We start from the raw sequence: 12,931 nt of genomic DNA, 5'->3' as shown, positions 1-12,931 counted from the left end.
GTGGCTCAGTTGGTTAGAGTGCCGGCCTGTCACGCCGGAGGTCGAGGGTTCGAGTCCCTTCTGGGTCGCCATAAATTTGCTGGTATAGCTCAGCAGGTAGAGCAACTGACTTGTAATCAGTAGGTCGCGGGTTCGATTCCTGCTGCCAGCACCAGTTTATAAAGGATTTCAAACTTATGAAGTTTTGAAATCCTTTATTTTTATTTGAGATTTTTAAAAAAATTAAGAGTTATACATTAAAGTGCATAACTCTTAATTTTTACTCATATTAAAGCTTTTTAGCTTTAATATTTTGTTTTATTCGTATATCTTCACCAAAAAATTTACATAAGATAAACTCTCCTAATAATCTAGATGAAATTCTTTCTGAATATATTTTTAAAAGTTCTTCTAAATCATAATTTGTAGATACTAACATTTTCTTTCCTTTTAATAGTCTTCTATTTAATAGATTAAAAAGTTCTGTCTTTGAAAAATCTGTAATCTGTTCAGAACCTAAATCATCAATTATAAGTAAATCACAATTTATAAGGAGATCTTCTAACTGATCATCATTCTTAAATCTTATAGACTTAAGGTCTTGAATTAAGCCTTCGGAAGTTCTATACACAACTAAATAACCACTATCTAAAAGTTCCTTAGCAATACAATTAGACAAAAAAGTCTTTCCTGTGCCTGGATTCCCAAAAAACAGAAGGTTTTCGTCAATAGAGGAAAAGTTATCAATAAAATACCAAGCTTTTGACATTATTTCTTCAATATTTTTTCGAGGACTAATAGGTTCATTAGCACTTCTGCGAGATGGATAAAGCTCAAGATTGAAATTTTCAAAGTTATTTTTCTTAAGTATATTTTTTAAGTCTGAGTTTTCGTAGTAAAGTTCTACCAGCTTTTGCTTATAGCAGATACACTTTTTATTACCTATATAACCAGTATCGTTACATTTATTGCATCTATATTGTGTTTCAAGATAATCCAGTGGATAATTATTGCTTACTAAAAGCTCAGATTTTTTTATTCTAAGATCTGTGATTCTTTCCTTTAGTAATTTAAGATATTCATCCCTATTATCTATGTTATTTAATATATCTATAGAGAGTCTCACGCAAAGTCTGCCTATTTCTCTCTCTATTTCTAAAACCTCTGGTAGTTTTTCTTTAATACTTTCTCTTTTTTCTTTGAGAATTTTTTGTTCCGAATCCCTTATATTCTCATATATTTTCATTATGTTAGTGTGATAATCTCTAATCATTACTATCCCATCCTAATAATTTTTTTTCTAAGTCTTTAAAGTCATACTCTCTCTGTTTAAAATTATTAAATGTGCTGTTTGTTGACTTTGTGTTGTTAGAGTTATTAGACTTAACGTTAAAATTATTGCCATAGTTAGTTCTTTTGTTATCCTTAAGCTCTATATCTTGTATAGTTTTTATGTTATCTTTATACCAACTTCCAAGTATTCCATCTATATATTTAAAATCAGCTTTATTAATTCTCTGAAAGCATACATCGCATGCCTTAAGTATAACATCAATAGGAAATTTATATGTATTAATCCATTTTAAAAGCATATCTTCTTGGGGTTTCATTATTTCAGCATCTTTAATCCCTAAGTAGTTTAATATTTTTCTTATCTTTATCCATTTGTCTTCATGTCTCTTTATAAAACTTTGGGCATCTTCTATAGTTTTAATTTTGCTGTCGAACCATGCTATAGCTAATTTTTCTATATATCTATGATCAGTTTTACCTTTTGAAGCACAGTATTGGATTAGGATAAGAATAAGTTCTGGTGAAAAACTAAAATCCTTAAGCCAACTTATGTACATAGTCATTTCTTTAGATGATAAAGGTCTGCCTAAAAGTTTCTCTATATCTTGAAGCATATCCTTAGTAGAATTGTTATCTAGCTCTTTAAGCAAGTTTATATCTTCTTCATTGCTATCAGGAGCATCTTGTAATTCTAAGAATTCGATATTATAGTTACCCATATTATCTATAGGAATCATTTTTATTACATTTTCATCATTCCAGTAATTCCATGCATTTACTACATCTGTTTCTAGAAGATGCAGTGCACTAGCCATTATCTGCGAGTTAACTCCTAGTTCACCAGAAGTGCAATATTTTAGCCCTAGAAGATACACTTTCACGAATTCTCCTCGGGCTTTTGGCATGAATTTATCTATAAAAATATTACTTACAGGAGTATAATTTGAACCTCTACTTTTAAATACAAAAGTACCCATATTTTACATAACCACCTTAATTTTTTAAAATACTTTTAAATGTATTTCTATTAAATAATTATAACAAAATAAAAATACTATAACAATGTAAAAAATACTTTCAAAATTGTTATAAATTTTCCAAACTAGGACATAATGAAAGGTATTGACAAAAAGCGAGTAACGAAAGGATGGATTACTTTGACAGTTAGTAATAGGGCTAAATGGATGCTGACTTATTTTACTCTAGGTATTACTATTTTTGTATTGGGTCAGTACATATACTTTAATAAGTACAGTGCTTATGAAGTATATATTAATGGAAAGCCTTTAGCTTATGTTAAAAATAAAGAAGATTTCTATAAAGCAAAAAGTTCAATCGAAATTGATTTGCAAAAAAGATTTGGAAACATAATATTAAAAGATAATATTATGTTTAATAATGTAGTAATTAAAAACAAGTATTTAAATAATGAAAATTCACTTAAGTCAATTATAATAAACAATAGTAATACTGTTGTTTTAGGAGCTTTGATGAAATCAGACGGAAAAAAGATAGCTGTATTAGCCAATGAAGATGAAATGAAGAAAGTTTTAGATTCTATAAAAAAGGATTATGAAAAAAATAATAAAAATACAGAATATAGACTAAAGAGTCATATAACCTATGTAAAAGATTATTTTAAAATTAATGAAATAAATACAATAAATGAAGCAATAAAAAATGGAGGAAATCCGAAAAATATACTTATATCTTTCTATAATGACAATGAAGTGAATCAAAAATATAACCAAAAGCTTTCTAGATCCGCTGCTATTACCAATTTTATGTTTTCTCCAGCTATAGGTATTATAACGTCACCCTTTGGTATAAGATGGGGAAAAATGCATAATGGTATAGATATAGGATCTTCAATGGGGCAATCTATATTTGCTGCAATGGACGGAAAAGTGTCATGCACAGAATGGGAAGATGGATATGGTAATGTAATTAAAATAGATCATGGTGAAGGAGTGCAAACATTATATGCTCATTGCAGCAGTATAGATGTAAAGGTAGGACAGTATGTAAAACGCGGAGAAAAAATAGGTGAAGTAGGAAGTACTGGGAGAAGCACAGGACCCCACGTTCATTTTGAGGTTAGAGTTGACGGTACACCACAGAATCCATTAAATTATTTAAAATAATAGTTAACAATATGATAAATTACTTTAAGAATGTTAAAAATAATAAACATATATATAATAAATAACCTTATAAGATTAATATAATTATAAGGTTATTTATATTTTAGGAATATAAAGAAAGTTAACATAATATAAGATGTAAATATATTTACATATATGTTTATTTGTGGTAATATTTATTGACAGGAAAAATATTTTAGGATATACTTTGACTATCAAAATATTTGATAATAAAAATAATCTTAAAGGGGACGATTACATGAAATTACCTCCATTAATTATTGGTGAGTTGAAAGCTGAAGTACCTATTATACAGGGCGGAATGGGTGTTGGGGTATCAGGCTATAAACTTTCCTCTGCAGTAGCAAATGAAGGGGGTATTGGTGTAATATCTGGAGTTCAAATAGGATATAGAGAGCCAGATTTTGAAACTAATACTAAAGAGGCTAATGTAAGAGCTTTAAAAAGTGAAATTAGAAAAGCACGAGAAATAAGCCCCAGAGGAATTTTAGGGGTTAATCTTATGGTTGCTATAAATAATTATGAAGATATGGTAAGAGCTTGTGTAGAAGAGAATATAGATATAATTATTTCAGGAGCTGGGCTTCCATCTTCACTACCTAAATTGGTAGAAGGAAGCAATGTTAAAATAATTCCTATAGTTTCATCAGGAAAAGCAGCTTCTGTAATAACTAAGCAGTGGACTAAAAAATATAACAGAATTCCTGATGCCGTTATAGTTGAGGGGCCTGAGGCAGGAGGACACCTAGGATTTCATTTAACTGAATTAAGTGAAAAACAGTTAACTCTAGAAGAAATTATACCTAAAGTTATAAATGCACTGCAGCCTTTTGAAAAAGAATATGGAAAACATATTCCTGTAATAGCTGCAGGTGGGGTTTATACAGGGGAAGATATTGTAAAATTCCTAAAGTTAGGTGCAGCTGGAGTGCAAATGGCTACACGATTTGTGGCTACCGAGGAATGTGATGCAGGGTATAAGTATAAAATGGCCTATGTAAACTCCAAAGAAGAAGATATTAATATTATACAGAGTCCTGTGGGGATGCCTGGGAGAGCTATAAGAAACAAATTTATAAAGGAAGTAGAAGTAGATAGGATAGCTCCTAAAAAGTGCTATAACTGTCTAAAAAAATGTGACCCTAAGTATACACCATATTGTATCTCTAAGGCTTTAATTGAGGCTGTTAAAGGTAATATAGAAGAAGGACTTATATTCTCAGGCAGCAGTGCTTATAGGATAAATAAAATAACTACAGTAAAACAGCTAATTAAAGAACTAGTTGATGATGTTGAAAAAAGTTTTTAGACTAACTTTTAATTAAATAAAAATTCCTAGACTTATAAAAGTGAAAGGGATTTTCGTAAATTATTTATAAAGTGGTGATGGTTTCTTTGAGTAAAAGTATAAACGTCTTGAATGAACTACTAGTAGATACTTTTAATGACATATTAGAAATAGAACAAAAAGCTCTTCAGTCTGGTTCTTTCAACGATTTATCTGTTACAGAAATTCACACAATTGCAGCCATAGGTATGTACAAACCAAGAACTATGACAGAAGTTGCTTGCCAACTTGACATAACCTTAGGAACTCTAACTACTGCTATAGGTCACTTGGTTAGAAAATGTTATGTTGAGAGGAGAAGAAGTGAAACAGATAGAAGAATTGTTTATATACGTTTAACTAAGAAGGGAAAGCTTGCCTATAGAGTTCATGAAAAATTTCATAAGGATATGGTTAAAGCTACAATAGAGGGTCTTAGTGAAGAGGAAGAAGAGGTTTTAGTTAAATCCTTGGAAAAGGTTAACGATTTCTTTAAGTATAAGTATAATCTTAAAACTACTTTAAAGGAGAAATAAAATGAATAAGGTACAAGTTATAGGTACAGGAAGCTATGTACCACCAAGAGCTATAACTAATGAAGATTTATCACGTATTGTAGATACTAGTGATGAATGGATAAGCAGTAGAACTGGAATTAAGGAAAGAAGAATATCAGAGGGTGAAGACACATCAAATATGGCTACAAAGGCTGTAGTGAAAGCTTTAGAAAATTCAGGTGTAGTGGCAGAAGATATTGATTTAATTATTGTGGCAACTATTACACCGGACTGTTTTACACCGTCTGTTGCATGTATGGTTCAAAGTAAAATTAATGCTGTAAATGCAACTTGTTTTGATATATCGGCGGCTTGTGCAGGACTTGTTTATGGACTAAATATTGCTACACAGTTTATAAGAACAGGTATTGCTAAGACGGCGTTAGTAATTGGAGCTGAAACTCTCTCTAAAATAGTTAACTGGAAAGATAGAAATACCTGTGTACTTTTTGGAGATGGAGCTAGTGCAGTTATGCTTAAGAATTCCCAGGATAGAGAAGGCATATTAGCCGTTTATAGCGGCTCAGAAGGAAGCAAGGGGTATACTCTAACTTGTGAGGCTGCTCCTGTAGATAACCCATATATAAAAGAGGAAGATGAGACAATAGATCTAAACAATAAGATTAAAATGGATGGTAGAGAAGTATTCAAATTCGGAGTAAGATCTATAATACAATGCACAGAAAAACTCTTAGAACATGCTAGTTGTTCTTTAGAAGATATAAAATATATTGTTCCACACCAAGCTAACTATAGAATAATAGAATTAGCAGCTAAAAAACTGGGTATAAGTGAAGATAGGTTTTATTTAAATCTTAATAAATATGGCAACACATCTGGTGCAAGTGTTGGTATTGCTCTAGATGAGATGAATGAAAAAGGACTAATCAACAAGGGGGATAAAATTCTCTTAATAGGATTTGGTGGTGGGCTTACTTATGGTGGGCTTATGATTCAATGGTAACAAAATAAGGTATAGATTTTGGAGGGGTAATATGGTATTGGAAAAGATAAGAAGAATAATGTGTGATCACTTGGGATTAAGTGAAAAAGAAATAACAGCAGATACTTCTTTTGAAGATCTTGGAGTGGATTCTTTGGACTTGTTTCAGATAATCATAGAGATAGAAGAAGAATTTGGAATCCAAATAGAAGATGCTGAATCAATTAAAACTGTTGAACAGGCAGTAAAATTTGTAGAACAAAATATAAATGAATAATTATTAATTAAATAATAGAACTGGGAGGAAGTATTATGATTAATTCCAAATTTGCTCAGATGCTTGGTATAAAATATCCTATAATACAAGGAGGAATGGCTTGGATAGCGGATAGTTCTTTAGCAGCCGCAGTTTCAAATGCTGGGGGACTTGGTATAATTACTGGAAATGCTCCTATAGACTGGATAAGAGAAGAAATAAGAAAAGCAAAAAAAATGACTGATAAACCTTTTGGGGTAAATATAATGCTTTTAGGAGAAACAGCTGAGGCTGTAGCAAAGATGGTTTGTGAAGAGGGCGTTAAAGTTGTTACAACTGGTGCTGGCAGTCCAGGGAAATACTTAGATATGTGGAAGAAACATGATATAAAAGTTATACCTGTAGTAGCATCTGTGGCCCTCGCTAAAAGAATGGAGAAGTATGAGGTAGATGCTATAATTGCTGAGGGTTGTGAGTCTGGGGGACATGTTGGGGAGTTAACTACAATGGCTTTAGTTCCTCAGGTAGTTGATGCAGTAAAGATACCTGTAATTGCTGCAGGTGGTATAGGAGACGGAAGAGGTGCAGCAGCTGCTTTTATGCTTGGAGCGTCAGGAATACAAGTGGGAACAAGATTCTTAGTAGCCAATGAGTGCACTGTACATCAAAATTATAAAAACAAGGTATTAGGTGCTAAGGATATAGACACTCAAGTTACAGGTAGAACAACTGGTCATCCAGTTCGTGTTTTAAGAAATAAGTTAGTCAGACAGTTTCAGGTGTTGGAAAAAGAAGGTGCTAGTGCAGATAAGTATGAAGAACTTGGAAGAGGTGCACTTTCTAAAGCGGCTCGTGAGGGTGATATTGATAATGGTTCTGTAATGGCAGGTCAGATTGCAGGACTTGTTTGCAAGGAACAAAGTTGTAAGGAAATAATAGATGAAATATTTAACGAAGCAGAGCTATATTTGAAAAAAGTAGAAAAAATGTTTCATGGAGAGTAATTTGGGAGGTATATATGGGTAAAATAGCATTTTTATTCTCAGGTCAAGGAGCACAATTTGTTGGCATGGGAAAGGAATTATATGATAATATAAAAGAGTCTAGAGAAGTATTTGAAGATGCAGATAATGCTTTGGGATTTTCTATAAGTAAAATGTGCTTTGAAGGACCTGATGAACAATTAAATAGTACAGAAAATACTCAACCAGCAATACTAACTACTAGCATTGCCGCTTTAAAAGCATTAGAAGCAAATGGGATAGTAGCAGATATTACTGCAGGATTAAGTTTGGGAGAGTACTCCGCATTAGTATATAGCGGATCTCTAAGCTTTAGTGATGCTGTAAAGTTAGTTAAAAAAAGGGGAAAATATATGCAAGAAGCTGTACCTCAAGGTGTAGGTACTATGGCTGCTATTCTTGGATTAGATGAAGAGCTAGTTAGAGAAGCATGTAACCAGTGTTTAAATATAGGTATTGTGGAACCAGCAAATTTGAACTGCCCAGGTCAAATTGTTATTGCTGGAGAAGTAAGGGCTGTTGAGGCTGCTTGTGAAAAATGTACAGAAAAGGGGGCAGTAAGAACTGTCATGCTTACAGTTAGTGGACCTTTTCATACATCAATGTTAAAACCAGCAGCTGAAAGACTTGAGGAAGAGCTTAAAAGTGTTAATATAAAACAGAGTAATATTCCAGTAGTAACTAATGTTACTGGTGAGGTTGTAGAAAATACAGAAGATATAAAGCCATATTTAAAGAGACAGGTTATGAGTTCAGTACTTTTTGAAAAGAGTATAAGAACTATGATAGATATGGGTGTAGATACATTTGTAGAAATTGGACCAGGTAAGGCATTAAGCGGATTTATTAAGAAAATTAATAGAAAAGCTTTAATTTTAAATGTGCAAGACTTAAAATCCTTAAAAACTACTATAGAAAAATTGAAGAAGTAGAAGGGAGAAGCATATATGGAGTGTTTGAAGGGAAAAACAGCAATAGTTACTGGAGCTAGTCGTGGAATAGGTAAGGCTATAGCTCTTAAATTAGCGGAACTTGGTGCTAATATAGTTTTAAATTATAGAAATGATGCAAAATCAGTAGAAGAAGTAATTACACAAGTAGAAGCTTTGGGCAGCAAAGCTGTTGCAGTTCAAGGAGATGTTGGAGTATTTGCTGAGGCAGAAACTATTATAAAGAAGGCTGTAGAGACTTTTGGAACATTAGATATACTTGTTAACAATGCAGGAATAACTAAGGACGGTTTAATTCTTAGAATGAAGGAAGAAGATTTTGATAAAGTAATACAAGTAAATTTAAAAGGAGCATTTAACTGTATAAGACATGCAACTCCTATAATGGTAAAACAAAAAGGTGGAAAGATAGTTAATCTATCATCAGTAGTAGGAGTAACTGGTAATGCAGGTCAAATAAATTATTCAGCAGCTAAAGCTGGTATAATAGGTGTAACAAAGTCTGCTGCAAAAGAATTAGCTTCTAGGGGGATTAATGTAAATGCTGTAGCTCCTGGATATATACAAACGGATATGACAGAAGTCTTATCAGATAAAGTAAAGGAAGCCACCCTAGGAAATATACCTTTTAAAAGATTTGGTACTGCAGAAGATGTAGCAAATATTGTAGTATTCTTATGCTCTCCAGCCTCAGATTACATTACAGGGCAAGTGATAAATGTAGATGGCGGAATGGTTATGTAGATTCTATTAAAGGATGGTGAAAGTAACATGAAAAAAAGAGTTGTAATTACAGGATTAGGAGCTATAACTCCTGTAGGAAATGATGTAGAAGTATTTTGGAATAATATTAAGAATGGAATTCATGGTATAGATTTTATTAAGGCTTTTGATACAGAAAATTATAAAGTAAAAGTTGCTGCAGAAGTTAAGGATTTTGAGCCTACAAAATATATGGATAAAAGAGAAGCAAAAAGAATGGATAGATTTTGTCAATTTGCTATGGCATCAGCAATTGAAGCTGTAGAGAATGCGCAATTAGATATAGAAGCTTTAGATAAAGAAAGATTTGGAGTTATAGTTGGTTCAGGAATTGGTGGGCTTGGAACTATAGAGAAGGAACAAACAACTCTTTTAGAAAAAGGACCTAACCGAGTACATCCACTATTTATTCCAATGATTATAAGCAATATGGCAGCAGGTAATATAGCTATTAAGTTTGGTGCTAAAGCAATATGTACAACAGTAGTTACGGCATGTGCAACAGGAACAAATTCAATTGGCGAAGCTTACCGTTCAATTCAAAATGATATAGCTGATATAATGATTGCAGGAGGAACAGAAGCTTCAATTACACCATTATCAGTGGCAGGATTTACTTCTCTAACTGCTTTATCTAAAAGTACAGATCCTGATAGAGCATCAATTCCTTTCGATAAGGAAAGAGATGGTTTTGTTATGGGGGAGGGTGCTGGAATATTAGTACTAGAATCCTTAGAGCATGCTGAAAAAAGAGGAGCTACTATATATGCTGAATTAGTTGGTTACGGTTCAACCTGTGATGCTTACCATATGACTTCTCCAGATCCAGAAGGAGAAGGTGCAGCAAGAGCTATGGAACTTGCTATAAAAGAGGCTGGAATAAACAAAGAAGAAGTTTCTTATATTAATGCACACGGAACAAGTACTCCAGTTAATGATAAATTCGAAACAGCTTCAATAAAGAGAGTATTTGGAGATTTTGCAAAGCAAATACCTATAAGTTCTACAAAATCTATGACAGGACATCTATTAGGTGCAGCAGGAGCTATAGAGGCTATTACTTGCATTAAGGCTTTAGAGAATGGTTTTATACCTCCGACTGTAGGATATAAAGTGCAAGATGAAGAGTGTGAACTTGACTATGTACCTAACTCAGGTAGAAGTGCAGAGCTTAAGTATGCTATGTCAAACTCTTTGGGGTTTGGCGGACATAATGCAGTTATATTATTAAAAAAATGGGGTGAATAATATGGATTTTAAAGCTATTGAAGAAATGATAAAAACTATGGATGACTCTAAGCTAGGATACTTAGAGGTAAATTGGCAAGGTATATCTATAATTATGAGAAAACAGGGAGAGCAAGCTCTTACAGTACCTGTAAAAGGTACTGAATTTATTGAAAAAGAAGCAGGTGGTATACCTTCAGTAAATGAAGATGTTGTTAGTGCTGTAAATAATGAAATTAAAAGCGAAGAGGTAACAGAGCTTTTAAGCAAAAAAGTTGAAGCTAAGGTTGAAGATGAGAATATAAAAGAAATTATTTCTCCTATTGTTGGAACTTTTTATGGTTCCTCCAGTCCTGATAAGCCTTCTTTTGTAAGTGTAGGTTCTAAGGTTAAAAAGGGAGATGTACTTTGTATTGTAGAAGCTATGAAGCTTATGAATGAAATACAAAGTGAGTTCAATGGAGAAATTGTAGAAATTCTAGTAAATAATGAACAAATGGTTGAGTATGGTCAGCCAATGTTTAAGGTAAGAGTTCAAGAATAAACATATTTTATTGTTAATTTTTTGATAAATATTACCTTATGTATAATTTTTTATGATATATTAATTAGGAGGAGTACAAATGGAAAACTCAGATTTTAATGTTAATCTTGGATCAAAGGAGATACAAGAGATACTTCCTCACAGATATCCTTTTTTATTGATTGATAAAGTAGCTTATATGGAACCTGGCAAGAAAGTTGTAGCATATAAAAATGTAACAGTTAACGAGCAATTTTTTCAGGGACATTTTCCTACTGAACCTGTTATGCCAGGAGTTCTTATCATAGAAGCTTTAGCTCAGGCTGGAGCTGTAGCTATTCTTAGTCAAGAAAGCTTTAAAGGTAAGATAGCATTTCTAGGCGGAGTAAATAAGGCGAAGTTCAGGAAAAAAGTATTACCAGGAGATGTATTGAGATTAGAAATAGAAATTGTAAAGATAAAAGGGCCAGCAGGAATAGGAAGTGCAGTGGCTTATGTAGATGATAAGAAGGCTGCAGAAGCAGAAATAACGTTTATGATAGGATAAATTTGAGTATTGGGAGTGGAGTTTTAAAGGTGTTTAATAAGATATTAGTTGCCAATAGGGGAGAAATAGCAGTTAGAATAATAAGGGCCTGCAGAGAAATGGGAATAGAGACCGTAGCTGTTTACTCAGAAGCAGATAGAGAAGCACTACATACTCAAATGGCTGATGAAGCAATCTGTATAGGTCCCGCAGCAGCAAAAGATAGTTATCTAAACATACAAAATATAATAAGTGCAACAGTTTTATCTGGAGCACAAGCTATTCATCCAGGCTTTGGATTCCTATCTGAAAATAGTAAGTTTGCAAAGATGTGTAAGGAATGTAATATTACTTTTATAGGTCCAGATTTCGATTGTATTGAAAATATGGGAAATAAGTCTAATGCAAAGGAAATTATGGTTAAATCAGAGGTGCCAGTAGTACCAGGATCAGACGGTGCCATAAAAGATGAACAGGAATTGTTAGATGTAGTAAGGAAAATAGGCTATCCTGTAATGATTAAAGCCTCAGCAGGTGGTGGCGGAAGAGGAATTAGAATTGTTCGTGAAGAGGTTGATTTAATTAGGTCTTATGAAAATGCTAAGGCAGAATCAAAATCAGCTTTTGGAGATGATACAATATATGTAGAAAAGTTTATTGAAAAACCTAGACATGTAGAAATACAAATACTAGGTGATAGCTTTGGTAATGTGGTATATTTAGGTGAAAGAGATTGTTCTATGCAGCGAAGAAATCAAAAAGTTCTTGAGGAAGCTCCAAGTCCTGTTATGACAGAAGAGCTCAGAAGATCAATGGGGGAAACAGCAGTGCGTGCAGCTAAGGCTGTTAACTACAATAATGCAGGAACAATAGAATTTTTACTAGATGCTAGTGGAAACTATTACTTTATGGAAATGAATACTCGTATTCAGGTAGAACATCCTATTACAGAAATGGTTACAGGTATAGATTTAATTAAGGAACAAATAAAAATTGCTGCAGGAGAAAGATTAGGATTCACACAGGAAGATATAAGAATAAGTGGTCATGCTATTGAGTGTAGAATAAATGCTGAAGATACAAGTAATGGATTTAGACCCTGCCCAGGAAAGATTCAGGATTTATATGTGCCTGGAGGCTTTAATGTAAGAGTAGATAGTGCAGTTTACTCAGGATATACAATATCACCTTATTATGATTCAATGATAGGAAAACTTATTACCTATGGAAAGACAAGAGAAGAAGCTATTTGTAGGATGAGAAGAGCATTAGGAGAATTCATAATAGAGGGTGTTCATACTAATGTGGATTTTCAACTTGAACTTATAAATAGTGAGGAATTTATAAAAGGAACTTATAATACAAAGTTTATTGAAAGTAAGTTTGATGTTTCATAGCAAT

Annotated in this window: 14 protein-coding genes and 1 tRNA gene; 13 read left to right on the top strand and 2 right to left on the bottom strand. The window is 32.8% G+C overall.

The window, feature by feature from the left end; all coding sequences use genetic code 11:
• Positions 1 to 78: 78 nt before the first annotated feature.
• Positions 79 to 154, top strand: a tRNA-Thr gene (locus HGI79_RS11660).
• A 114-nt stretch (positions 155 to 268) separates the two neighbouring features.
• Here HGI79_RS11660 and HGI79_RS11655 read toward each other — a convergent pair.
• Together HGI79_RS11655 and HGI79_RS11650 are read right to left on the bottom strand one after the other, a co-directional pair.
• Positions 269 to 1,252: an ATP-binding protein gene (locus tag HGI79_RS11655; RefSeq protein ID WP_185650862.1), complete on the bottom strand. Its 984-nt coding sequence runs from the start codon at positions 1,250 to 1,252 to the stop codon at positions 269 to 271.
• On the bottom strand, positions 1,245 to 2,249 hold the full coding sequence (locus tag HGI79_RS11650) for a DnaD domain protein (protein ID WP_185650861.1): 1,005 nt from the start codon (positions 2,247 to 2,249) through the stop codon (positions 1,245 to 1,247). The genes HGI79_RS11655 and HGI79_RS11650 overlap by 8 nt, the downstream gene beginning before the upstream one ends.
• A 180-nt stretch (positions 2,250 to 2,429) precedes the next feature.
• On the opposite strand from HGI79_RS11650, the gene HGI79_RS11645 reads away from it, so the two are divergent.
• The 12 genes from HGI79_RS11645 to HGI79_RS11590 all read left to right on the top strand — a co-directional run bounded on the left by HGI79_RS11645 (position 2,430) and on the right by HGI79_RS11590 (position 12,927).
• Positions 2,430 to 3,416 carry a peptidoglycan DD-metalloendopeptidase family protein gene (locus HGI79_RS11645; RefSeq protein ID WP_185650860.1) on the top strand — a complete coding sequence of 329 codons (987 nt, stop codon included), beginning with the start codon at positions 2,430 to 2,432 and terminating at the stop codon, positions 3,414 to 3,416.
• A 259-nt stretch (positions 3,417 to 3,675) separates the two neighbouring features.
• A complete protein-coding gene (locus tag HGI79_RS11640) occupies positions 3,676 to 4,746 on the top strand; it encodes a nitronate monooxygenase family protein (RefSeq protein WP_185650859.1) in 1,071 nt (356 codons plus the stop codon).
• Between the two features lie 86 nt (positions 4,747 to 4,832).
• On the top strand, positions 4,833 to 5,300 hold the full coding sequence (locus tag HGI79_RS11635) for a MarR family winged helix-turn-helix transcriptional regulator (protein ID WP_185650858.1): 468 nt from the start codon (positions 4,833 to 4,835) through the stop codon (positions 5,298 to 5,300).
• A 1-nt stretch (position 5,301) separates the two neighbouring features.
• Positions 5,302 to 6,285: a beta-ketoacyl-ACP synthase III gene (locus tag HGI79_RS11630; protein ID WP_185650857.1), complete on the top strand. Its 984-nt coding sequence runs from the start codon at positions 5,302 to 5,304 to the stop codon at positions 6,283 to 6,285.
• A gap of 31 nt (positions 6,286 to 6,316) precedes the next feature.
• Entirely contained in the window at positions 6,317 to 6,541 is a 225-nt protein-coding gene (gene acpP, locus HGI79_RS11625) for an acyl carrier protein (RefSeq protein ID WP_185650856.1), read from the top strand.
• A gap of 35 nt (positions 6,542 to 6,576) precedes the next feature.
• On the top strand, positions 6,577 to 7,524 hold the full coding sequence (gene fabK, locus HGI79_RS11620; RefSeq protein WP_185650855.1) for an enoyl-[acyl-carrier-protein] reductase FabK: 948 nt from the start codon (positions 6,577 to 6,579) through the stop codon (positions 7,522 to 7,524).
• A 14-nt stretch (positions 7,525 to 7,538) separates the two neighbouring features.
• Positions 7,539 to 8,474, top strand: coding sequence for an ACP S-malonyltransferase (fabD, locus tag HGI79_RS11615; RefSeq protein ID WP_185650854.1), 936 nt, complete (start codon positions 7,539 to 7,541; stop codon positions 8,472 to 8,474).
• 15 nt (positions 8,475 to 8,489) lie between these two features.
• Entirely contained in the window at positions 8,490 to 9,236 is a 747-nt protein-coding gene (gene fabG, locus HGI79_RS11610) for a 3-oxoacyl-[acyl-carrier-protein] reductase (protein ID WP_185650853.1), read from the top strand.
• A gap of 27 nt (positions 9,237 to 9,263) precedes the next feature.
• A complete protein-coding gene (gene fabF, locus HGI79_RS11605; RefSeq protein ID WP_185650852.1) occupies positions 9,264 to 10,502 on the top strand; it encodes a beta-ketoacyl-ACP synthase II in 1,239 nt (412 codons plus the stop codon).
• Between the two features lies 1 nt (position 10,503).
• Positions 10,504 to 11,025 (top strand): acetyl-CoA carboxylase biotin carboxyl carrier protein, encoded by a 522-nt coding sequence (accB, locus tag HGI79_RS11600; protein WP_185650851.1) that lies wholly within the window; start codon positions 10,504 to 10,506, stop codon positions 11,023 to 11,025.
• 79 nt (positions 11,026 to 11,104) lie between these two features.
• A complete protein-coding gene (gene fabZ / locus HGI79_RS11595; RefSeq protein WP_185650850.1) occupies positions 11,105 to 11,551 on the top strand; it encodes a 3-hydroxyacyl-ACP dehydratase FabZ in 447 nt (148 codons plus the stop codon).
• Between the two features lie 29 nt (positions 11,552 to 11,580).
• Complete coding sequence (locus tag HGI79_RS11590; protein ID WP_185650849.1) at positions 11,581 to 12,927, top strand: acetyl-CoA carboxylase biotin carboxylase subunit; 1,347 nt, start codon at positions 11,581 to 11,583, stop codon at positions 12,925 to 12,927.
• The last annotated feature ends 4 nt before the right edge of the window (positions 12,928 to 12,931 follow it).

It is taken from the genome of Clostridium sp. DJ247 (assembly GCF_014231265.1).
Note: the sequence above shows the minus strand (reverse complement) of the source record. Positions and strands in the feature narration are given on the sequence as shown.